The 25,434-nt window shown below is 45.1% G+C and carries 13 protein-coding genes and 2 pseudogenes; 12 read left to right on the top strand and 3 right to left on the bottom strand.

What is annotated here, in order from left to right; genetic code table 11:
* Window positions 1–4: 4 nt before the first annotated feature.
* Window positions 5–2,362 (bottom strand): annotated as a pseudogene (locus BSCG_RS19240) (family 43 glycosylhydrolase).
* 242 nt (window positions 2,363–2,604) lie between these two features.
* Between BSCG_RS19240 and BSCG_RS19245 the strand changes: the two are divergent.
* From BSCG_RS19245 to BSCG_RS19270, 6 genes are all read left to right on the top strand, one after another.
* On the top strand, window positions 2,605–5,481 hold the full coding sequence (locus BSCG_RS19245; RefSeq protein WP_008775416.1) for a sugar-binding domain-containing protein: 2,877 nt from the start codon (window positions 2,605–2,607) through the stop codon (window positions 5,479–5,481).
* A gap of 129 nt (window positions 5,482–5,610) precedes the next feature.
* Window positions 5,611–6,849 (top strand): rhamnogalacturonan acetylesterase, encoded by a 1,239-nt coding sequence (locus BSCG_RS19250; RefSeq protein ID WP_004305254.1) that lies wholly within the window; start codon window positions 5,611–5,613, stop codon window positions 6,847–6,849.
* Between the two features lie 48 nt (window positions 6,850–6,897).
* Window positions 6,898–8,433, top strand: a complete 1,536-nt coding sequence (locus tag BSCG_RS19255) for a glycoside hydrolase family 28 protein (protein ID WP_004309134.1) — start codon at window positions 6,898–6,900, stop codon at window positions 8,431–8,433.
* The gene (locus tag BSCG_RS19260) at window positions 8,384–8,986 is read left to right on the top strand and encodes a DUF4450 domain-containing protein (protein WP_004309133.1); all 603 of its coding nucleotides are present in this window, start codon (window positions 8,384–8,386) and stop codon (window positions 8,984–8,986) included. Before BSCG_RS19255 ends, BSCG_RS19260 begins: the two co-directional genes overlap by 50 nt.
* The gene (locus tag BSCG_RS19265; protein WP_008775414.1) at window positions 8,983–10,386 is read left to right on the top strand and encodes a glycoside hydrolase family 28 protein; all 1,404 of its coding nucleotides are present in this window, start codon (window positions 8,983–8,985) and stop codon (window positions 10,384–10,386) included. Before BSCG_RS19260 ends, BSCG_RS19265 begins: the two co-directional genes overlap by 4 nt.
* A complete protein-coding gene (locus BSCG_RS19270; protein ID WP_008775413.1) occupies window positions 10,383–13,148 on the top strand; it encodes a glycosyl hydrolase in 2,766 nt (921 codons plus the stop codon). The genes BSCG_RS19265 and BSCG_RS19270 overlap by 4 nt, the downstream gene beginning before the upstream one ends.
* 346 nt (window positions 13,149–13,494) lie before the next feature.
* Here the strand turns inward: BSCG_RS19270 and BSCG_RS19275 are convergent, their stop codons facing one another.
* Together BSCG_RS19275 and BSCG_RS0127395 are read right to left on the bottom strand one after the other, a co-directional pair.
* Complete coding sequence (locus BSCG_RS19275) at window positions 13,495–14,667, bottom strand: MalY/PatB family protein (protein WP_004309438.1); 1,173 nt, start codon at window positions 14,665–14,667, stop codon at window positions 13,495–13,497.
* Between the two features lie 185 nt (window positions 14,668–14,852).
* Window positions 14,853–16,124 (bottom strand): hypothetical protein, encoded by a 1,272-nt coding sequence (locus BSCG_RS0127395; RefSeq protein ID WP_004309437.1) that lies wholly within the window; start codon window positions 16,122–16,124, stop codon window positions 14,853–14,855.
* 332 nt (window positions 16,125–16,456) lie between these two features.
* Between BSCG_RS0127395 and BSCG_RS29910 the strand changes: the two genes are divergently transcribed.
* The 6 genes and pseudogenes from BSCG_RS29910 to BSCG_RS19300 all read left to right on the top strand — a co-directional run bounded on the left by BSCG_RS29910 (window position 16,457) and on the right by BSCG_RS19300 (window position 25,389).
* Window positions 16,457–16,603 (top strand): hypothetical protein, encoded by a 147-nt coding sequence (locus tag BSCG_RS29910; protein WP_004301546.1) that lies wholly within the window; start codon window positions 16,457–16,459, stop codon window positions 16,601–16,603.
* A gap of 200 nt (window positions 16,604–16,803) precedes the next feature.
* Window positions 16,804–17,589 (top strand): Cof-type HAD-IIB family hydrolase, encoded by a 786-nt coding sequence (locus BSCG_RS19280; protein WP_004301545.1) that lies wholly within the window; start codon window positions 16,804–16,806, stop codon window positions 17,587–17,589.
* Between the two features lie 2 nt (window positions 17,590–17,591).
* Window positions 17,592–19,586 (top strand): tetratricopeptide repeat protein, encoded by a 1,995-nt coding sequence (locus BSCG_RS19285; RefSeq protein WP_004309435.1) that lies wholly within the window; start codon window positions 17,592–17,594, stop codon window positions 19,584–19,586.
* A gap of 365 nt (window positions 19,587–19,951) precedes the next feature.
* Window positions 19,952–22,480: an AsmA-like C-terminal region-containing protein gene (locus BSCG_RS19290; protein ID WP_032849415.1), complete on the top strand. Its 2,529-nt coding sequence runs from the start codon at window positions 19,952–19,954 to the stop codon at window positions 22,478–22,480.
* A gap of 19 nt (window positions 22,481–22,499) precedes the next feature.
* Window positions 22,500–23,114, top strand: a complete 615-nt coding sequence (locus BSCG_RS19295; protein WP_004301542.1) for an L-threonylcarbamoyladenylate synthase — start codon at window positions 22,500–22,502, stop codon at window positions 23,112–23,114.
* A 147-nt stretch (window positions 23,115–23,261) separates the two neighbouring features.
* Window positions 23,262–25,389 (top strand): annotated as a pseudogene (locus tag BSCG_RS19300) (GDSL-type esterase/lipase family protein).
* Window positions 25,390–25,434 lie beyond the last annotated feature (45 nt).

Here is a 25,434-nt window from a genome sequence, read left to right as displayed (position 1 = left end):
AACGTTATTCATATATTTTCCATTCCCACAAACCGGCATCTCCCCTACGAATATGAAGACGGAGATAACGTGTCTCTCCTATCTCCTTAGCAATATGTGGAGAGCATACTTGTACTTTCCCTTGTTCGGCACACATCTGCCAATGTTTTCCGTCGATAGACTTCTCCAGTCGCCAGGTATGTCCTTCAGTAGGACGGGTAAAATAGAGCTGGCACTCCCCGACCTTACGGATTTCCTTTAAATCGACTGTAATAAACGGACTGCTATCCGTATCAGCCGCCATCCAACGGGTTCCATTCGATTCGTCAGCTACATGGGTAGCCTGATAAGTATGCGTGCGGGTATAGCTCTTCACCGAACCTTTTTCCGGCAACGGTTGATTGGGTTGCGTTTCGATATTGACCACGGAAGTACGGGGAGATTTCTCACTGGAAGCATAAAAATGCGACTGTAATGCCAGATTCGGCCGGGTCTCTTAGGAAGCAGCCAGATAACCTACACCACGCATATCGGGGATTAATGTCTTTATCGTTCCATCGTCATTAAATTCCATCCGGTTAGCATACACTTGACGGGTAGTTCCGCCATCTCCGTATTCCAGATAGAGAAAAATATATTCATCCGTTCCCTCGTCATAAAACACGTTGCCATGTCCCGGTCCCCACACTTGATTTTCAGGAGAAGAGAATAAAAAAATGTCGTTCCCCTCCGGCTTTACAAAACCCGTCAAAGGAGACTCGCGGCTCATCATATAAGCATTGACATAATTCTGATGACCACTCAAAGTATAAATATAGTAATAGATACCTTTACGCTTAAACATCACCGGACCTTCGGAATATCCCTGGCGGGCTGTTGCCAGAGTTACCGGCTCACCATCCAGATGAAGCCTGTCCGCAGAAAGCCGTCCCGCATTCCGACGACGCCAGAAGATATATCCTGAACCGTCGTCATCAATAAAAGGTTCTCCGTCAATATCATCAACGACAGCCGGGCTATCTGTTCCTTCTTCTCCGGGAGGCAAAAGCCCCTGTCCCGCAGTAAAATGGAAAGGACCATCCGGGCGATCAGCTACAAGTACATAAGTTCCCATCTTGTCATCCGGTTTCACAAACGTAACGTATAAATAAAACTTGCCGTCCTGCTCAATCACTTTTCCAGGCGCCCAATACCGGAAATAACCCTTCTTCTTTTCACCTTTATCATTCGTGTAGTCATATCCTTTCGACCAGTCGAACCCGCTGATATGGGAACCTTCGAAACTCCAGTTCACAAAATCTTTCGATTTCCATACGACAGGAGTTCCGGCACGTCCAAGTCCGTAATCCAGATCGGTAGTGCCATAAAGATAATAGGTATCACCAAATTTGGAGACAGACGGATCCGCCAGATTATCGGGAATAAGTGGATTATAGTTCCGGTCGGCAATCAGTGACTCCACAATGGAGGCATCCACTGCAAACGCCGTTCCATGACGAATCCCCCTCGGAAAAAAGACCTGATCGGACACATCTTCCCATGTTTCACCATAGTCCAAAGAACGAACAGCTCCATAACGATGGTCACGGTATTTATCAAAATAGACATAAAGCGTATCACCTACAAAAAGAGGAGCCGGACCTTCCGCCCAATATTTTCCTGTAATAGGTGCCGATACTTTGGTCGGGAATCCTTTTTCTATCTTCTTTGTACGCGTCACACGCAAATTCTTTTCCGGCGGATTGGAATTTTCATTCTTGACTACCATTATCAGGTCTTCCCGCTTCGGGTCTTTCACAATAGCGGCATCAATCACACTGAAATCTGGATTGAAGAACATCTTCGTCTTCGAGAAAGTACGAAAGTCCTTCGTTGTTACATAATAAATACGATGATTCAGTCCCTTCTCACTTTCACTGGTAGCCACTTCTTTGTGACGGCCGGGAATCGTAGTTGCCCAAAAGATATAATAGGTTTGTGAAGGTTCATCATAAAACAGTTCGGGAGCCCAACAGTTATGTGCATCCGGCTCGTGCATCATCACAGGGATTGCTTGTTGCTCACTCCAATGAACCAAATCGCGTGAAGAGGCATATCCGATAATCCGGTCCGTCCAACTGGAAGTCCAGACCATGTGAAAAGTGCCGTCCGGCGACTGGCAAATGCTGGGGTCACGCATTAATTCATCTTTACCAACCGCAGGGGTAAGATAAGAACGTCCGCCATGTAAAGGCAGCCAGTTCAATCCATCATAACTATATGCTAAATGCAGTCCGTCTTTACTGTCATTGATAAAATAAGAAAAGAGGTAAGCTGTCTCACCGGCAAAGACTGTCATCACCGACCAAAGACTTAGAGCTATCCAGATTACTACTTTTTTCATGGTTCCTTATTAAGATTAAAAAGTTTACCTTGCAAAGATAAGGCATCTCCGCCCCTCCTCAAAGATAAAGAGCATGGACAATATTTCAAATCCATGTAGTTTTGTACACGAACGCTTTTAGATGTCCATTTTGATACAATATTCTATGTATCTGTACATCTTTCTATTTACTAAACCCTTAAAAAGCTCTACTTTAGCGGCAGATTTTAAAAAGAATGAAAAACATATCAACTCTATATATCATGAAACGACTTTTAGTAAGTATTGCTATCGTATTTATCTCCATACTGACCGTAGCGGGACAAAATCACTCTTTCAGTTTATCCGGCAAATGGAATTTCCAGATAGACCGGGAAGATACCGGCGTCAAGGAACAATGGTTCAAAAAATCCCTCGACGATTCTATCAACCTACCCGGCTCCATGCCCGAAAAATTGAAAGGAGATGAAGTGACCGTCCGTACCCAATGGACCGGAAGCCTCTACGACAGTTCTTACTACTTCAACCCATATATGGAAAAATACAAGATAGAGGGACAAGTAAAGCTACCCTTCTTTCTGACTCCCGACAAACATTATGTAGGTGTGGCCTGGTATCAAAAGAAAGTGACAATCCCGGCTGACTGGAAAGGAGAAAGAATCACTCTTTTTCTGGAACGTCCGCACATCGAAACTACTGTATGGGTAAATCAGCAGGAGCTTGGTATGCAAAACAGTCTTTGTGTTCCCCATGTCTATGACCTGACTGCTGCAACCACCCCCGGAAAAACGTACCTGATTACCATCCGTATCGATAATAGAATCAAAGAAATCAACGTAGGTCCAGATTCTCACAGCATCACCGACCAGACACAAGGTAACTGGAACGGTATCGTCGGACGAATCGAATTACAAGCTACTCCTAAAGTCCATTTAGAAGATATTCAGGTATATCCCGATTTGAGCAATCAGAAAGCGCTGGTTCGCATGAATATACGGTCTGCTTCTTCCACCAAGGGAGAGATCACCCTTTCCGCTGCGAGCTTTAACACGGACATTCAGCACAAAGTGGCTCCCGTACATCAAAGTTTCAACATCCGTCCGGGAGATAATCCGGTGGAAATGGAACTTCCGATGGGAAAAGAGTTTCTGACGTGGGATGAATTCAGTCCGGCACTTTATAAACTGACGGCAAAATTAACCAACGGCAAGCAAACTGACACACAACAAGTACAGTTCGGTATGCGTGATTTCAAGATAGAAGGGAAATGGTTCTATGTAAATGGTCGCAAAACGATGCTTCGCGGTACGGTGGAAAACTGTGACTTCCCATTGACAGGCTATGCGCCGATGGATGTAGCTTCTTGGGAACGGGTGTTCCGCATTTGTCGTAACTATGGCCTGAATCACATGCGCTTCCACTCTTTCTGTCCGCCGGAAGCAGCTTTCATCGCTGCCGATCTGGTCGGTTTCTATCTGCAACCGGAAGGACCGAGCTGGCCGAACCACGGTCCGAGACTGGGTAACGGACAACCGATTGACAAATACCTGATGGACGAAACCATTGCACTGACCAAGGAATATGGGAATTACGCTTCTTACTGCATGCTGGCTTGCGGCAATGAACCTTCCGGTCGTTGGGTGGCATGGGTCAGCAAGTTCGTGGATTATTGGAAAGCAACCGATCCGCGTCGTGTATACACAGGAGCCTCCGTTGGAAACAGCTGGCAATGGCAACCTCACAATGAGTATCATGTGAAAGCCGGCGCACGCGGACTTAGTTGGGCAGGTGCGCAACCGGAAAGTGAATCGGATTATCGTGCAAGAATCGACACGGTGAAACAACCGTATGTATCACACGAAACAGGTCAATGGTGCGTATTCCCGAATTTCAATGAGATCCGTAAATATACCGGAGTCAACAAAGCGAAGAACTTTGAAATCTTCCGGGATATTCTGAACGATAACCACATGGGAAGCCAGAGTCACGACTTTATGATGGCTTCGGGCAAATTGCAGGCACTCTGCTACAAACATGAGATTGAAAAGACCTTGCGTACTCCGGACTATGCGGGATTCCAGTTGCTGGCTCTCAATGATTATTCCGGCCAGGGAACTGCATTAGTCGGTGTACTGGACGTGTTCTTTGAAGAAAAAGGATATATCAACGCAGAACAGTTCAGACGCTTTTGCAGTCCGACCGTACTTTTGGCACGTATTCCTAAATTTGTATATGCCAACAATGAAACATTCCATGCCGACATTGAAGTATCTCATTTCGGAGCTGCTCCCTTAGAAAGTGCAAAAACAGTATATACCATTAAGGATAAATTCGGAAAAGTATATGCTCATGGAACTGTCGGCACCCATCACATTCCCATCGGAAATCTTTATTCTCTGGGTAGTGTAGATATGACTCTGGAAGGAATCGATACACCGCAGAAACTAAATCTGGAAGTACGTATCGAAGGCTGTGATGCCGTAAACGACTGGGATTTCTGGGTATATCCGGCACAAGTGGAACTGGTACAAGGAACAGTATATACCACCGACACCTTGGACGCCAAGGCATTGGCTGTGTTACAAGACGGAGGAAATGTGCTGATTACGGCTGCCGGAAAGATACAATACGGCAAAGAAGTCAAACAATACTTCACTCCCGTATTCTGGAATACTTCCTGGTTCAAGATGCGTCCGCCGCACACAACCGGTATTTTCCTGAATGAATATCACCCTCTTTTCCGCGAATTCCCTACCGAATATCATAGTAACCTTCAATGGTGGGAACTGCTGAACAAAGCGCAGGTGATGCAATTCACCGACTTCCCGGCAACATTCCAACCAACGGTTCAAAGTATTGATACTTGGTTTATCAGCCGGAAAATCGGCATGTTGTTCGAAGCAAAGGTCTTGAACGGTAAATTGATGATGACCAGTATGGACATTACTTCCCAACCGGAAAAACGAATCGTTGCCCGCCAGATGCACAAAGCAATCCTGAATTATATGAATTCGGATGCTTTCCGTCCGGCAGACAAGATAGCTCCGGAGCTAATACAAGCATTATTCACCAAAGTGGCGGGAGATGTGAAATCTTATACCAAAGATTCTCCTGACGAGCTCAAACCGAAAATTAACTAAATGGGAATTATCAGGCACGAATTACACGGATTACGCTGTTGCTTTATAAAAGCGTAATTCTAAAAACCGTGAAATCCGTGTAATCCGTGCCTAAATTCCATAAACAATATACATTAAATATCATTTTACATGAAAACTACGATCATAGGCTTGCTACTCTTAGCTACGGCAAGTGTCAATGCACAGGAGAAAGCCCAAACATACCAGTTGGCAGATGCTCCCCGCTACAGTGAGGAGACGGGATATGGATATGATCTCGTCGCTACTCCCGAAAAAGGCAGCAAGGCACCCTTCTTCTTTTCTGTCCGCGTGCCGGACGGTAACTATCAAGTAACCGTTCGCCTGGGAAGCAAGAAACAGGCAGGGGTGACAACAGTAAGAGGCGAATCACGCCGACTGTTCATTGATAACCTCGCTACTAAAAAGGGACAATTCGTAGATGAAACATTTATCATCAACAAACGCAACCCCCGCATTTCCGAAAAAGAATCCGTACGTATCAAACCCCGCGAAAAAGCCAAACTGAACTGGGACGATAAACTGACGCTGGAATTTAACGGCGATGCACCCGTATGCCAGAGTATCAGCATCGAGCCTGCCGATCCGTCGGTGATTACCGTTTTTCTATGCGGTAACAGTACCGTAGTCGACCAGGACAACGAGCCATGGGCAAGCTGGGGACAAATGATACCTCATTTTTTCGGTACGGACGTTTGTATCGCCAATTATGCGGAATCGGGCGAATCAGCCAATACGTTTATTGCCGCAGGACGTTTGAAAAAAGCATTGAGCCAGATAAAGAAAGGAGATTATCTTTTCATGGAATTCGGGCATAACGACCAAAAGCAAAAAGGACCGGGCAAAGGAGCTTATTACTCTTTTATGACCAGCCTGAAAACATTTATTGATGAAGCTCGTGCACGGGGAGCATACCCCGTACTGGTCACTCCCACCCAACGCCGGAGTTTCGACGCAACCGGACATATCCGTGACACACACGAAGATTATCCGGAAGCCATGCGCTGGCTGGCAGCTAAAGAAAATGTTCCGTTGATCGACCTCAACGAGATGACCCGTACGCTTTATGAAGCTTTGGGAACAGAAACGTCGAAACGTGCTTTCGTACACTATCCGGCAGGCACTTATCCGGGACAGACCAAAGCTTTTGAGGATAACACCCACTTCAATCCATACGGAGCCTATCAAATAGCCCAATGTGTGATTGAAGGAATGAAGAAAGCCGTACCGGAACTGGCTAAACACCTGAAAATAGACCCGTCCTATAATCCGGCACAGCCGGACGATGTAAATGGTTTCCACTGGAACGAATCACCATTCACGGAAATTGAAAAACCGGACGGAAATTAAGAGATAAGTAGTAGGTATTAAGTATTAAGAATCAGGCATTAGATAAATATGAAAACCAAAAGCATCTTTCCCCTGTTCCTATTGGCAGGCACACTTTTGACAGCAGCTTGCGCCACCCCAACGGCTAAACAGGCAGGAAACAACAGCTTCGAATGGGGGCAAGTACCGCAACAACCGGATTTGTCATGGGCCGATAGTGTAGGCAGCCGGCAAATGCCCGGAAACCATGTAATTTTATCCGCTAATTCTTTTGGCGCAGTAGCAGACAGCACGGTGCTTAGCACGGAAGCTATCCAGAAAGCAATTGACAGTTGTGCCGTCATCGGTGGAGGAACGGTAGTTTTTCAGCCGGGATATTATCAGACTGGCGCACTGTTCATAAAAAGCGGTGTCAACCTGCAACTGGACAAAGGGGTGACTTTACTGGCCAGCCCTTACATTCATCATTATCCCGAATTCCGCTCACGGATTGCAGGAATCGAGATGACATGGCCCGCGGCAGTTATCAACATTGTCAATGAAAAGAACGCTTCCGTCAGCGGAGAAGGAACGCTGGACTGCCGGGGAAAAGTATTTTGGGATAAATATTGGGAAATGCGGAAAGAATACGAAGCAAAAGGATTGCGCTGGATTGTGGATTATGACTGCAAACGGGTACGGGGCATCCTCATAGAACGTAGCTCGGACATTACATTGAAAGGATTTACCCTGATGCGTACCGGTTTTTGGGGATGTCAGATTCTTTACTCCGATTATTGCACGATAGACGGATTGACCATCAACAACAATATAGGTGGACACGGTCCGAGCACGGACGGTATCGACATTGATTCTTCCTGCAATATCTTGGTCGAAAACTGCGATGTAGACTGTAACGATGATAATATCTGTATCAAATCGGGACGGGATGCAGACGGACTGCGGGTGAACCTTCCTACGGAAAATGTGGTCATACGCAATTGCATCGCCCGCAAAGGTGCCGGACTTATCACCTGCGGAAGCGAAACTTCCGGTAGCATACGGAATGTATTGGGATATAATCTGGAAGCAATCGGCACCTCCGCCGTGCTGCGGTTGAAAAGCGCCATGAACCGTGGAGGGACAATCGAAAACATTTATATGACCGAAGTAAAAGCGGAAAACGTCCGTCACGTGCTGGCGGCAGACTTGAACTGGAACCCCAGTTACAGTTACAGCACTTTACCCAAAGAGTATGAAGGGAAAGAAATCCCGGAACACTGGAGAATCATGCTGACTCCGGTAACGCCTCCCGAAAAAGGTTATCCGCGTTTCCGCAATGTCTACGTATCAAAGGTAAAAGCGGAAAATGTGGACGAATTTATCTCCGCTTCGGGATGGAATGACTCGTTACGTCTGGAAAATTTCTATCTTTATGCCATCGAAGCGCAGACCGACAAACCGGGCAAAATCTGCTATACGAAGAATTTCAACTTGTCTGAAATTACATTAAAGACAGAAGAAAAGAATGTCATTGAACTAAAAGAGAACGAACAAAGTAATATCAACTTCAACTATGTTAAGACATCTCCTGACCATCGTACTGCTGGGAATCTTGCTCATTGATGCGCAAGCACAAGCACTGACGCCACCTGCCGGCACTTTCCGGTTGGGCATATCAAAAGGAAATGAAAGCCACTGGCTAAAACCTAAAGAAAAGATACAGGGAGTATCCTTCCAATGGAAAGCACTGCCCGATAGTCGTGGATTTATTCTGGAAGTAGAAGTCGCCTCTGCTCCGGAAGCCGATGCCCTATTTTGGAGTTTCGGCGATTGCCAACCGGATTCGGACATCAATGTATTCAGCGTGGAGGGACAAGCCTTCACTTGCTACTACGGAGAAAGTATGCAATTACGGACGCTGCAGGCTGTCACTCCTACCGATGATATTCGCTTGAGTGACGGACATAAGGATGCAACTCCCCTGATGCTTTACGAATCAGGCAAACGAACCGACCGCCCTGTACTGGCCGGACGTTGCAGTCTCTCCCCGGCTTCTTCGCGAAACGAAGGAAGCAAGCCTTTCCGGCTTTACTTCTGTTTCTACGAACAGAATGAAAAAGCGGATTACAACTACTATATGTTACCGGATATTTTTGCCAAAATCGACAAAAAATGAAAAGGATCTATTTATTATTCAGTCTGTTAATAGGTTGCATCTATCTACATGCAGCCATTTATAATGTAATGGACTTCGGAGCCAAAGCGGATGGGAAAACGATTGATTCGCCTGCCATCAATCGTGCGATTGAAGCGGCCGCACAGGCCGGAGGAGGCACAGTATATCTACCTGCGGGAGAATATGCGTGTTATTCCATCCGGTTAAAAAGTAACATTCATATCTATCTGGAACAGGGCACCCGTATCATTGCCGCCTTTCCCGGAAAAGAGGAAGGATATGATACCGCCGAACCGAATGAACATAATAAGTATCAGGATTTCGGTCACAGCCATTGGAAAAACTCTTTAATTTGGGGAATCGGGCTGGAGAATATTACGATCAGTGGTCCCGGCTTAATCTACGGCAAAGGCTTGACCCGTGAAGAGAGCCGCCTGCCGGGTGTAGGCAATAAGGCGATCAGCCTGAAAGATTGCAGAAATGTGACCCTGAAAGATTTATCCATGCTGCATTGCGGGCATTTCGCCCTGTTGGCTACCGGAGTGGATCATCTGACGATTCTGAATCTGAAAGTAGACACCAACCGGGATGGCTTCGATATTGATTGCTGCCGGAACGTACGTATCAGCCAATGCACGGTGAACTCCCCTTGGGATGATGCCATTGTATTGAAAGCCTCTTATGGATTAGGACGCTTCCAAGATACGGAAAATGTGACGATCAGTGATTGTTATGTCAGCGGCTTTGACAAAGGCAGTGTAATGGACGGCACTTGGCAGCTGGACGAACCGCAGGCTCCCGATCATGGTTTCCGTACGGGACGCATCAAACTTGGCACAGAAAGTAGTGGAGGTTTCCGCAATATTGCGATTACGAACTGTATCTTTGAACATTGCCGTGGACTGGCATTGGAAACGGTAGACGGAGGACATCTGGAAGATATTGTAATCAGTAATATTACAATGAGAAATATAGTCAATGCGCCTATTTTCCTCCGGTTGGGCGCACGTATGCGCAGTCCTGAAGGCACTCCTGTGGGCACCATGAAACGTATTCTTATCAGCGATATCAATGTATGGAATGCCGACAGCCGATATGCTTCTATCATCAGCGGAGTGCCGGGTGCATGTATTGAGGACGTAACTTTTCGGAATATTCACCTCTATTATAAAGGAGGATATAGCGAAGAGGATGGCAAACGTATTCCGCCCGAACAGGAGAAAGTATACCCCGAACCCTGGATGTTCGGCACTATTCCCGCCAAAGGGTTTTATATCCGCCACGCACGGAACATTACCTTCGACGGCATCCGCTTCCACTTTGAACAGCCGGACGGACGACCGCTTTTTGTAACTGATGACGCAGAAAATATAGAATACTATAACACACCGAAAGAATGATGAATAAAAGAGAATTGATAGTTCTTTGCCTGCTCGCCGCAGGTGGAGTAATGCAAGCACAACAATGGCCGGACACTCCGGTGGAAGCACGTCCCGGCGCCAGATGGTGGTGGCTGGGAAGTGCCGTAGACGAAAAAAATCTGACGTATAATCTGGAAGAATACGCACGTACCGGAATGGGAGCAGTAGAAATTACTCCTATCTATGGGGTGCAAGGCAATGACGCGAATGAAATTCAGTTCCTTTCTCCCCGCTGGATGGAAATGCTTAAGCATACACAAGCGGAAGGAAAACGTACGGGTATTGAGATTGATATGAATACCGGAACCGGATGGCCTTTTGGCGGACCTGAAGTTAGTATAGAAGATGCGGCTACCAAGGCTATCTTCCAGACATACGAAATAGAGGGCGGCAAAGAGATTGAACAGGATATTAATGTGACCGATCCCAAGCAACAACCATTTTCTGTACTAAGCCGGGTGATGGCATATGATGAGAAAGGCAAATGTATCAACCTGACTGCTCACGTCAAAAAAGACAAACTGCAATGGAAAGCGCCTGCCGGCAAATGGAAAGTGATCGCTCTTTACATCGGAAAAACAAGGCAGAAAGTGAAACGGGCAGCTCCGGGAGGAGAAGGCTATGTGATGAATCATCTCTCAAAAAAGGCGGTAAAAAATTATCTTTCCCGCTTTGACCGTGCTTTCAAAAGTAGCAAGACAAGTTATCCACATACTTTCTTCAACGATTCATACGAAGTTTATCAAGCTGACTGGACGGATGATTTCCTGGAACAGTTCGCTCGTAGACGGGGGTATAAACTGGAAGAACATTTCCCCGAATTCCTGGATAAAAACCGTCCGGAAGTTAGCAGACGTATCGTGTCGGATTACCGGGAAACCATTTCCGACCTCTTATTGGAGAACTTCAGTCATCAATGGACAGACTGGGCACACAAAAACGGTAGTATCACCCGTAATCAGGCACATGGTTCGCCCGGTAATCTGATTGATATCTATGCTTCCGTGGATATTCCGGAATGTGAAGGTTTCGGACTGTCGCAGTTCCACATCGAAGGATTGCGTCAGGACTCATTGACCAAAAAGAATGATTCGGACCTGTCTATGCTGAAATATGCCTCCTCGGCAGCTCATATTGCAGGAAAAACGTATACTTCTTCCGAGACATTTACATGGCTGACGGAGCATTTCCGTACTTCCCTGTCGCAATGTAAACCGGATATGGATTTGATGTTTGTTTCCGGAGTCAATCACATGTTTTTCCACGGCACTCCGTATTCTCCGAAAGAAGCCGAATGGCCCGGATGGTTGTTCTACGCTTCTATCAATATGAGTCCGACAAACAGTATTTGGCGTGATGCTCCTTCGTTCTTTAACTATATCACCCATTGCCAGAGCTTTCTGCAAATGGGACGGCCGGATAATGATTTCCTGATTTATCTTCCGGTATATGATATGTGGAATGAGCAACCGGGACGATTGTTATTATTCACGATACACCACATGGATAAACTGGCTCCTAAGTTTATCGACGCTATCCATCGCATCAACAACAGCGGGTATGACGGGGATTATATTTCCGATAACTTTATTCGCAGTACACGTTTCAAAGACGGACAGTTGGTTACTTCGGGCGGAACAGGCTACAAAGCATTGGTAGTGCCTGCTGCACACCTAATGCCGAGTGATGTATTGGCACATCTTTATGAACTTGCCAAACAGGGAGCTACTATCGTATTCCTCGAAAATTATCCGACAGATGTACCGGGATACGGTCAGTTGGAACAAAAACGCCAAAGTTACCAGCGTACGCTCCGGCAACTTCCGGCTGTTTCTTTCTCGGAAACAACCGTTACTTCAATCGGAAAGGGGAAGATTATCACAGGAACGGATTATGCACGTACATTGGCCAGCTGCAATATCTCTCCCGAAGAAATGAAAACCAAATTCGGACTACAAGCGATCCGAAGAGTGAATGATACGGGACACCACTATTTCATCTCTTCCTTGCAAAATAAAGGAGTGGACGGTTGGATCACATTGGGAACGAATGCAGCCGCAGCCGCTCTCTTCAATCCCATGACCGGAGAATGTGGTGAAGCTAAGGTAAGACAGGCAAACGGAAAAACACAAGTCTATCTGCAATTAAAATCCGGTGAATCGTTCATTCTGCAAACATATCAACAACCTTTGCAGGCATCCAAACCGTGGAAGTATGTCAAAGAGCAACCTTTCAGTCTTCGTCTGGATCATGGTTGGAAGTTACACTTCGCCGAAAGCAAACCGGAAATTCAAGGAACATTTGATATAGATCGCCCCTGTTCATGGACCCATATCGATCATCCGGCAGCCCAAACGAACATGGGAACCGGTGTTTATTCCTTAGACATCGAATTGCCGACTTTGCAGGCCGACGACTGGATTCTTGATTTGGGAGATGTACGCGAAAGTGCCCGTGTCCGCATCAACGGACAGGAAGCGGGATGCGCATGGGCAGTGCCTTATCAACTAAAGGTGGGCCAGTTCTTAAAACCCGGAAAAAACCACATCGAGATAGAAGTCACGAATCTCCCTGCGAATCGAATTGCAGAATTAGACAGGCAGGGAGTGCAGTGGCGCAAATTCAAAGAAATCAATATTGTTGATTTGAACTATCGTCCGGCCAATTATGGACATTGGAGTCCATTACCCTCCGGCTTGAATAGTGAGGTACGGCTGATTCCGGTAAATGTGATGCCATAGTTGAGGCATTGTCATATCATCATACTGCAACAAACTAGTTTTTCAATCTTGTACTTAAGACTTTTCAGTGCAAAGATTAAGGGTTTTCAGTGCAGAGATTAGTTTTTTTATGCAGCCGGTAAGTCGTCCCGTTACAATGGGACAATAGGCACATTGCAAAGTGACCAATATCACCTTATAAGATGATTATTGGTCAACTTTGTAATATGATTACCTGTCTTTGGGAAGATGAGAAGCACTAAAGATACAAAATTAAATAGTAAAAAGCAAGAGTGAGACAGGAAATATAGCTTCATCCCCTGAACGGATTGATTTTATTTCCGAACCGGGTAATGGACTTAAAAGACTATTTTAAATCCATTACAGCCTGCTCCAACTGTTTCAATGCTTTTTCCAGCGTAGCACGTGGACAAGCAACGTTCAACCGCATAAATCCCTCGCCTTCCTTACCGAATGTTGTTCCATCATTCAGCGCCAGATGAGCATCTTCTACAAAAAGACGGTTCAGTTCTTCCTGATTGAGTCCCAATGCGCGGCAATCCAGAAAGATCAAGTAAGAGGCTTGCGGACGGATCATCTTGATAGCAGGAATATGTTCTTTCAAATACGTTTCAGTGAAATCCACATTTCCTTTAATATATGCTACCACTTGGTCCAGCCATTCTGTACCATGACTGTAAGCAGCTGCTACACTTAAATAAGCAAAGAGATGTCCTTCGCTAAACTCGCTTGCTTCCATATATGTCTGGAAACGGTGACGAAGTTCGTCATTCTCAATAATTGCATAAGAACTAGCCAATCCCGGCATGTTGAATGCCTTGCTGGGAGACATAAAGACAAGAGAGTTCATCCGTGCCTTCTCTGAAATCAAAGCAAAGGTAGGATGTTTGTATGGAGGCAGGGTTAAGTCAGCATGAATCTCGTCAGAGATAACCAATGTGCCGCTTTCATAGCAGATGTCGGCTATCTGAGACAGTTCCTCTTTGGTCCATACACGTCCACCCGGGTTATGAGGGTTGCTTAGAATAAGCAATTTGCATCCTTGAATATCTTGACGGAAGCGGTTGAAATCAATATAATATTGTTCATCTTTCAGGACTAACGGGCTGAATACCACTTCACGTTCATTCTTTTGAGTGACTAAAAAGAAAGGATGATAAACAGGGGGCATTACCATTATCTTATCTCCTTTTTGCGTAAAGCAGTGGATCACAAAAGCCAAGCCGCGAACAATACCGGGAGTGAAAGTCAACATCTCTTCACGAATCACCCAACCATGGCGCTCCTTCACCCAGTTAATAATAGACTCCGACCATTCTTTGCAAGCAAATGTATATCCGAGTACTTCATGCTCCAGGCGTTTTTTCAAAGCCTCTATGACAAAAGGAGCTGTGCGGAAATCCATATCAGCTACCCACATTGGAATCAGGTCATTGCGTCCCCAACGATTCTCTACTGCATCCCATTTTACGGAATCTGTACCATGACGGTTTATTATTTCATCAAAATTATAGTTCATACTGCATAATATTGTTAGGTTATGTGTATAATAAACAGTTAGCAAAGATAGTTGTTTTCGTGGTATTACCGAAAGGCAGCCTCTAATTTTGTATGCTCTATCAAAACATAGAGGGCCGGAGCAATACAGCATCCGACCCTCATATTCATACCCTGAAAAAAAAACTAAGAACCTATTTGTCTTTATTATTCATTCCAACGATGCACTATAAATCCACGCTTACCATCTTCTGTTTTTAAAGAGATGAAATAGATATGCGGATGGCTCGTCGGACCTGTACCGATACGTTTTTCCAAAATAAACTCGGTCAGTTTAACGGCAGAGGCTGCTTTGTCTGTATACGAAGTCTTAGTGTCATTGATAGTCGTTTCAAACTTCGGATTACGGTTGGCAGCATTCACACTATTTAAATTGTTTGCCCAACCACCGTTAAAGTAGACATAATATGTATCTTTCACTTCACCGTTTTGTTGATACCAGTACATATCTTTTGGCGTTGCATAAGATCCGGTACTGGAAACTCCGACCGTGTTAATATCGGCACGATAACCATCCCAATAAATACGTGGCGTCGGGTCGTCAAGATTGAGCGGTACCCATAAATCTATGGAACGGCTTTCCTTTTCCTGGTCGGTCACAGTAATAGTTGTACCACCGTCACCTACCACAGTAACAGTTACTGTAGTGCCGGAGATTGCCACAGTAGCTACCCCTTCATTCAGAGATTTAACGGTATAGCCGCCATTACCGGAAGTAATATTGAAAGAAATCTGTTGAGGCGTACCCTCGTACACATATTCTCCCTCAAGAGTCCCCTCTTTATCAAACAGAACAGGACGAATCGGATTCGTCACCCGCACTTTAAGAGTAGCTGACTTGTTTCGGGAATCTGTCACAGTAATCGTTGCCTGATCGACATTTGCTTTACCGCCAAGTATCAGTTTATATCCTCCTGTTACGTCGGGGTCTTCCACAATTTCAGCACTGATGGCTTCAGGAGCAGAATTGGTTACTGTATAACCGCCATTACCGGTCAGGATTTTCATTTCACGAAGAATAACGCCGTCATTATCCAGACGCAATACTTCCACTCCCTCCGGGAACGATTCGAGTGTCAGTTCCTGAAGTTTACGTACTTCAACCGTCATGAGAACACGATTGTAGCTATCATCCGAAAGGCGAACGATGGTGCTACCTATGTCACCGCCTGTCAACAGTATCTCGTTGCCGACCACCTCGGCAGTCACCACATCCTCATTATCACTCTCTACACGATAATTCACACCGTCCAAACCAATACCGATATGCAGGACTTCTCCCTCAACGAGCACCGGATTGTGCGTAGTAAGCGGAACATTGACATAAGGGTAATACACATCTTTGTCATTTTCACATCCCGTCATCAAGCAGAGAAGAGCTAGAAAAGGGATAAAGGATAAATATTTTATTTGTTTCATTGATTCAAGATTTTTAAAGCCCGATTAAATCTCCCCAAGGGAATATCCGGACAAACTGTTAGTTTTATCAAGTTCTGCAATATCCCGTCTTATTAAAACAGAAAGAAGCATAATTGCCATCCCATTAATAATTAGGATTCTGATTTATCGGCCTGCTGCAACGAGGCACCTTACTGCCTACTTTTGTAGATTACGAATGGTTTGGCAATATCAAAATTAACCATGACGAACTTTTCATCCGGATCATCGAGAAACTGCTTCCTATCGTAGAAGCGAATAATGAACCCAGAAAGGTTATCGTATTGTCCGACGTGCTTTTCTCGTTTGACGGAATGAGCGAAACGGCATTGACTTTCAAAATAAAAGCACTCAAGAAACTTGGACAAAAAGCGTATGCACAAAGTGTTTATGACCGTTTCCAAAAGGAGTACCAGCAACTCTATGGAGAGAAGTATAAGGAGAATTCGTTAGAAGAATAAAGACTTGATGCCATGCTTGGGAAACTTTTTTAGTCAAAAGAATAAAGGAACCTATTATAATTAATCATTTTATTAGGCACTTTTAAATAATTGTGTTCCTATCGATAAGAGTAGAGATTTAAAAAAAGCATAAGAGAAATCTCCTAATTGCTATTTACATAGAAAAATAGTACTTTTGTACTCCATTCAAAAAAGAATTTATGACGAAAGCATTATTTTTTGATATAGACGGAACATTGGTCAGTTTTGAAACTCACCGCATCCCGTCGTCTACCATTGAGGCACTGGAAGCCGCCCGTGCAAAAGGACTGAAGATATTTATCGCTACGGGACGTCCGAAAGCCATTATCAACAACCTCTCCGAATTGCAAGACCGGAATCTGATTGATGGATATATCACCATGAACGGGGCTTACTGCTTTGTCGGGGAACAGGTAATCTATAAAAGTGCCATCCCCCAGGACGAAGTAAAAGCGATGGGAGATTTCTGCGAGAAAAAAGGCGTTCCCTGTATCTTTGTAGAGGAACACAACATTTCCGTTTGCCAGCCCAATGACATGGTGAAAAAGATATTCTATGATTTCCTGCACGTGAATGTGATTCCGACTGTATCTTTCGAGGAGGCAACCAGTAAGGAAGTCATCCAAATGACACCCTTTATCACGGAAGAGGAAGAAAAAGAAATCCGTCCGTCTATTCCTACCTGCGAGATAGGCCGATGGTATCCTGCATTTGCCGATGTGACCGCCAAAGGAGACACCAAGCAAAAGGGCATTGATGAAATAATCCGCTATTTTGATATTAAACTCGAAGATACCATGGCTTTCGGAGACGGAGGAAATGACATCAGCATGCTCCGCCATGCAGCCATCGGAGTAGCCATGGGACAAGCCAAAGAGGATGTGAAAGCCGCTGCCGATTATGTGACAGCTCCCATCGACGAGGATGGCATCAGCAAGGCAATGAAGCATTTTGGTATTATCTGATTATGAGCGTAGACACCAATAACGCAGCGTTTCAGGACGCCCTGAACCTGATTCAATATACGCGTCAATCGGTTTTCCTGACCGGGAAAGCGGGTACAGGGAAATCTACATTCCTGCGTTACGTCTGCGAAAATACCAAAAAGAAACACGTTGTACTCGCCCCGACAGGCATCGCTGCTATCAATGCCGGAGGAAGTACGATGCATAGTTTCTTCAAACTCCCTTTCTATCCGCTGCTGCCGGATGACCCGAACTTGAGTCTCCAGCGTGGTCGTATCCATGAATTTTTCAAATACACCAAGCCTCACCGGAAGCTGTTGGAACAAATAGAACTGGTCATCATCGACGAGATTTCAATGGTAAGGGCGGATATCATTGATGCCATCGACCGAATCCTACGTGTATACTCTCACAATCTGCGTGAACCTTTCGGAGGAAAACAACTGTTATTGGTAGGCGACGTATTCCAACTGGAGCCCGTCGTAAAAAACGACGAACGGGAAATATTGAACCGCTTCTATCCTACACCCTATTTTTTCTCTGCCAGAGTATTCGGCCAGATAGACCTGGTATCCATCGAACTTCAAAAGGTATACCGCCAAACAGACCCCGTTTTTGTCGGCGTCCTCGACCATATCCGGAACAATACAGCCGGAGCGGCTGATCTGCAACTACTGAACACCCGTTATGGAAGCCAGATAGAAGAATCGGAAGCTGATATGTATATCACTCTGGCCACCCGTAGAGACACGGTAGACTCTATCAACGAAAAGAAACTGGCGGAACTTCCCGGAGACCCAATTACTTTTGAAGGAGTCATCGAAGGAGATTTCCCCGAAAGCAGTCTACCCACCTCACAAGAGCTCGTACTGAAACCCGGTGCACAAATCATCTTTATTAAAAATGATTTCGACCGCAGGTGGGTAAACGGTACCATTGGTGTCATTGCCGGAATTGATGAGGAAGAAGAAACCATCTACGTTATCACCGACAATGGAAAAGAATGTGACGTAAAGCGTGAATCATGGCGCAATATCCGTTATCGCTACAACGAAAAGACAAAAGAAATAGAAGAAGAAGTCTTAGGTAGCTTCACACAATATCCCATTCGGTTAGCTTGGGCCATCACTGTCCATAAGAGTCAGGGACTGACTTTCAGCCGTGTAGTCATCGACTTCACAGGTGGTGTATTTGCAGGTGGACAAGCATACGTGGCACTAAGCCGCTGTACCTCACTGGACGGTATTCAGCTCAAAAAGCCTATTAACCGTGCTGACGTCTTCGTCCGCCCCGAAATCGTAAACTTTGCCGGACGTTTCAACGACCGGCAGGCTATCGACAAAGCTCTGAAACAAGCGCAGGCCGACGTGCAATACGCTGCTGCTTCACGCGCTTTCGACAAAGGAGACATGGAGGAATGTCTGGAACAGTTTTTCCGCGCCATTCATTCCCGCTATGATATTGAGAAACCTGTTCCCCGCCGTTTTATCCGACGTAAACTCGGTGTCATAAACACCTTGAAAGAGCAGAATAAGAAACTCAAAGAGCAAATGCGCGAACAGCAGGAACGCCTCCGCCAATATGCTCACGAATATCTATTAATGGGTAACGAATGTATCACCCAGGCACACGACTCACGTGCCGCCCTCGCCAACTACGACAAGGCACTTAGTCTCGACCCTAATTATGTGGATGCCTGGATACGCAAAGGAATCACTCTCTTCAACAACAAAGAGTATTTCGATGCTGAAAACTGCTTCAACATTGCAGTCACCCTCTATCCGGCAAACTTTAAAGCTGTCTATAACCGCGGAAAGCTCCGGCTAAAAACAGAAAACACAGAAGGTGCCATTGCCGACCTGGACAAGGCCACCAGCCTGAAACCGGAACATGCCGGTGCACACGAACTCTTCGGAGACGCTCTGTTGAAAGTCGGGAAAGAAGGAGAAGCCGCCTTACAATGGAGAATTGCAGAAGAACTTAGAAAGAAAAAATAGCCTATTCTTCCCGACCTCCGCACCTATCCATCTTTGTCATCTACACACTTACATAAAAATCATCCTACACACAATATCTCCATCAAACAGTGCCCCCGCATGGCCTCCCGGCCTCGTTTTTCCGACGTCAAGCGCAGGTGGTTTCTCCGGCGTTAAAAAGGGCAAACTGTTTGAGCGTAGCGAGTTTCTGCCCTTTAGCCGGAGGAAACACCGGAGTAGTCGGAAAAACGTAGCCTTGATTCTTTCTTTTTGGTTCCTTTTCTTTCGTATCAAGACGAAAGAAAAGGAACTGATTCTCCCTCTATATCAAAAACTTTTATTAGTTTTGCTCTTTGTAATATCTCAAACTCTTAAAATAGAAGCAAATGAAAAAAGGTTTGAAAATCGCAGCTATCACAGTAGGAGTCATCATCATTCTGATGTTCCTTCTTCCTTTCGCCTTCCAGGGAAAGATAGCCGACATTGTAAAAACAGAAGGCAACAAGATGCTTAATGCACAATTTGACTTTAAGAACCTTAACATTAGCCTGTTCCGTAACTTTCCACAGGCTTCTGTCACTCTCGAGGATTTCTGGTTAAAAGGTACTGGTGAATTTGCCAACGACACCCTTGTACAGGCCGGAGAAGTTACTGCCGCAGTCAACTTATTCTCTCTTTTCGGAGATAGCGGTTACGATATTTCTAAAATATTCATTGAAGATACACGGTTACATGCCATTGTATTGCCGGACGGACGTGCCAACTGGGATATTATGAAACCGGATACAACAGCAACAGCCGAAGCTCCTGTTTCAGAAGAAGAAGCATCTTCTCCTTTCAAAGTGAAGCTACAACGCTTTGTTATCAAAAACATGAACCTGATTTATGACGATCAACAAGGAAAGATGTATGCTGATATCCGCGACTTTAACGCAGTCTGCGCCGGAGACTTAGGAAGTGACCGCACTACTCTGAAGTTGGAAGCGGAAACCAAATCACTTACTTACAAGATGAATGGAATCCCTTTCCTGGCCAATGCCAATATCTCCGCAACAATGGATGTGGATGCCGACCTTGCCAATAACAAATACACATTAAAAGACAACACCATCCGCCTCAACGCCATTCAGGCAGGTATCGACGGTTGGGTAGCCTTGAAAGATCCGGCTATCAACATAGACTTGAAACTTAACACGAACGATATCGGGTTTAAGGAAATCTTGTCACTGATTCCAGCCATTTATGCAACGGAATTCTCCAGTCTGAAAACAGACGGAACCGCTACGCTTACTGCAACGGCCAAAGGTATCTTGCAAGGCGACACCGTTCCTGCATTCAACATTGATATGCAAGTCAAGAATGCCATGTTCCGCTATCCGGCTTTACCGGCAGGAGTGGATCAAATCAATATCAGTGCCAACGTCCAGAACCCGGGAGGAAATATCGACCTGACGACGGTCAATATCAATCCTTTCAGTTTCCGTCTTGCCGGAAATCCGTTTAGCCTGACGGCTAATGTAAAAACACCGATCAGCGATCCGGACTTTAAAGCTGAAGCTAAAGGGATTCTCAATTTAGGTATGATAAAACAAGTCTATCCACTTGGAGATATGGAGTTGAACGGTACCATTGACGCCGATATGCAAATGTCAGGACGCCTTTCCTATATCGAAAAAGAGGAATACGAACGTATGCAAGCTTCAGGTACTATCGGACTGACGGGTATGAAACTCAAAATGAAAGATATGCCGGACGTAGAAATCAAGAAGTCTCTCTTCACTTTCACCCCGAAATACCTCCAGTTGAGCGAGACAACCGTCAACATCGGAAAGAATGATATCACAGCCGACAGTCGGTTTGAAAACTATATCGGTTACGCATTGAAAGGTACTACATTGAAAGGAAACCTGAATATTCGTTCCAACTATTTCAATCTGAACGACTTCATGGCTGCTTCTGCGGATGAAGCGACTGCATCAGAAACTGCGTCTACCGACTCCGTAGCTACAGCTGCCACGGGTATTATGGAAGTTCCCCGCAACATCGACTTCCAAATGGACGCTAACCTGAAACAGGTGTTATTCGATAAGATGTCTTTCAATAATATGAACGGCAAGCTTGTGGTAAAAGATGGCAAAGTGGATATGAAAAACCTCTCCATGAATACCATGGGTGGCAACGTGGTCATGAACGGCTACTACTCCACTGCCAACGTAAAGAAGCCGGAAATGAAAGCCGGATTCAAACTCTCCAATATCGGTTTCGCACAAGCTTACAAAGAATTGGACATGGTGCAGAAGATGGCTCCTATCTTCGAAAACCTGAAAGGTAATTTCTCCGGAAGTATTAATGTACTGACAGATTTGGATGCAACCATGAGCCCTGTACTGAATACAATGCAAGGTGATGGTAGCCTTTCCACCCGTGATCTTAGTTTAAGCGGAGTGAAAGCAATCGACGAAATAGCCGATGCCGTTAAACAGCCAAGTCTGAAAGACATGAAGGTGAAAGATATGACACTGGATTTCACCATCAAAGACGGACGCGTAGAAACCAAACCGTTCGATATCAAGATGGGAGACTACACATTGAATCTTTCCGGTAGCACAGGCCTCGATCAAACCATCGACTACTCCGGAAAAGTGAAGTTGCCGGCATCTGTAGGCAATATCTCTAAACTAATGACTCTTGACTTGAAGATCGGAGGTTCATTTACCTCTCCGAAAGTCAGCGTCGATACTAAAAGCATGGCCAATCAAGCTGTCGAGGCTGTAGCCGATGAAGCTATCAGCAAACTCGGACAGAAACTGGGACTGGACTCTGCCGCTACCGCCAATAAGGATTCAATCAAACAAAAGGTGACAGAGAAAGCAGCAGAAAAGGCACTGGATTTCTTAAAAAAGAAACTCAAATAAGAGAGAAGGAGAATGAATTATGCTTCTGAAGCTATATGACAAAAATAATAACCCGCAGGATTTACAACGAATCATCGACATCCTGAATGACGGCGGACTGATTATCTATCCCACTGATACGATGTACGCCATCGGCTGTCATGGTTTGAAGGAACGTGCTATAGAACGGATATGCCGGATCAAAGAGATAGACCCTAGAAAGAACAATCTGTCTATCATCTGTTATGACTTGAGTAGCATCAGCGAATATGCGAAAGTAGACAATAATATATTCAAGCTGATGAAGCATAATCTTCCGGGGCCATTCACCTTTATTTTGAACGGAACCAACCGGTTACCCAAAATCTTCCGCAACCGGAAAGAAGTGGGTATCCGTATGCCGGATAATAATATAATCCGCGAAATCGCACGCCTGCTGGATGCTCCCATTATGACGACCACTCTGCCTTACGAAGAGCATGAGGACTTGGAATATATGACAGATCCCGAACTGATAGATGAGAAGTTCGGTGACATTGTCGATCTGGTCATTGACGGAGGTATCGGAGGTATAGAACCTTCCACTGTAGTGAAATGTACCGACGACGAACTGGAAATCATCCGGCAAGGGAAAGGCTGGCTGGAAGAGGTATAAAAGCCGAAAAATGAATCGAACTGGTATGCTATATGATAGGAACGTGAATAAATAAGTTTTATTATTAGTAGCATGCCAGTTCGTTTATACACAGCAAAACAACGATTGGTTATCCCCCCCCAACAAACCAAAATCATCATATTCATCATGAAAAAATTAAATCACATCGGCATCTTTCTTGTATGTCTATTCATTACTATCCAATCATTTGCAAGTGAACCCATACGGGTAGCGTGCATAGGAAACAGTATTACTTATGGAGCATTCATCCCCAACCGGGAAATGAACTGCTATCCGGCACAACTTCAAGCTTATCTGGGAGATGGGTATGAGGTCAAAAACTTCGGAGCCTCTGGTCGAACTATATTGTCTAAAGGAGATTACCCATATTCCGAAACAGATACCTACAAAGCATCTCTGGAATATCAGCCCGATATTGTATTAATCAAATTAGGTACTAACGATACCAAACCGCAAAACTGGAAATACAAAAACGAATTCAAAGACAATTACCAGACATTAATTGACACATACCGGAATCTGAAATCACATCCACGTATTATTCTCCTGACTCCTATCCGTTGTTTCCTGCCGGAGGGTTCGGAAATCAATGCACAACTGATAGAAAACGAGGTACGCCCCACGGTGGAAGAATTGGCTTGGAAAAATCAACTGGAAATTATCAATCTGTTTAATCTCTTCGGCGACCAGTGGGATTCGGTTATGCTACCGGACAAACTACACCCCTCTTCTATCGGAGCAGGAGTCATGGCCCAAAAGATATATGAATATCTCGCTGTAAAAACAACAGCTTCTCCAACAAAGCTGCAGACATCACTGGGAATACAAGATGCCAAACGATTCAACTTCCATGGACACCAAGGGTATGAATTTGAGAATGAGGGAGTAAAATGCCTTGTAGTAGAGCCCGCAAAAGAAGCCATAGGAAAACCTTGGATGATTCGTGCACGCTTTTGGGGGCATGAGCCACAGACTGCCATAGCATTATTGGAACATGGCTTTCATATTGTTTACTGTGATGTAGCCGACTTATATGGCTCGGATAAAGCTGTTCAACGCTGGAATAGTTTTTACAAGCGAATGGTGAAAGCCGGATTCAACAAGAAAGTGGCACTTGAAGGGATGAGTCGTGGCGGGCTGATTGTCTATAACTGGGCGGCACAAAACCCGGAAAAAGTGGCATGTATTTATGCAGATGCCCCCGTAATGGACTTCAAAAGTTGGCCTATGGGACAAGGTAAATCTGCCGGTTCCGCCATGGATACGAAACAATTTCTCAATGCTTACGGTTTTAAAAACGAAGCTGAAGCGTTGAACTGGAAAAAGAATCCGATAGACTGTGCACCGACAATGGCAAAAGCCGGAATCCCCATCCTGCACGTGGTAGGTGATGCTGACCAAGTGGTGTCGGTTGCTGAAAACACAGCCATTTTCGAACAACGTATGGAGGAATTGCATGCACCAATTACTATTATTCATAAGCCTGGAGTGGATCATCACCCGCACTCCCTCAACAATCCCGAGCCTATTGTGCAGTTCATCCTCAAAGCTACGAACAGGGCGGAAAATATGTGTGTGCATCCTGTACCGGGAAATGAATTCCGTTCGGCAGCCGGATGGACCCAAAACTCGGACTGGAACAGCGTAGCAAAAGACATAACCGCCACTCTCAATGGGAAACATTTAAAACTGTTGTTATTGGGAAATTCCATCACACAAGGTTGGGGAGGTAACAGAAAAGAAGTGACTTACAAGCCCGGCAAAGAGGCTATGGACAATGCCATAGGAAAGGATAATTGGGAAAGTGCCGGGCATATCCGGCGACCGCACGCAAAACCTGCTTTGGCGTGTCCGTTATGATAACTACAATAGTTGCCACCCTGAAAACATAGTGATTGCCATTGGAATTAATAATCTGATAAGTGGAAAAGACAGTCCTGAAAACACGGCTGAAGGAATTATCGCAGTAGCCAATGAAGTACGGAAGCAATTCCCCGAATCACGTATCATTCTTTTAGGTCTGTTTCCATCCGGTAAGGAACAACAGAGTAAAGTGCGCACACAATGTGATAAGATTCATGACATATTACAACATCACCGATTCGAGAAAGTTGAATATATCAATCCCACCAAATGGTTCACCGAAGCGGACGGAACTATGAAAGACGGACTTTATGGAAATGATTACATTCATTTCACTGGTGAAGGATATAAAGTAGCAGCAACAGAAATAGCCAAAATACTTGCTCGTTAGACAATCATCCAAAATCTAATCTTCACATAATAGTATCAGAAATTA

The organism is Bacteroides sp. 2_2_4, assembly GCF_000157055.1.
Lineage (GTDB): Bacteria > Bacteroidota > Bacteroidia > Bacteroidales > Bacteroidaceae > Bacteroides > Bacteroides ovatus.
The sequence above is the reverse complement of the archived record's forward strand: the minus strand, read 5'-3'. Positions and strand labels throughout refer to the sequence as shown.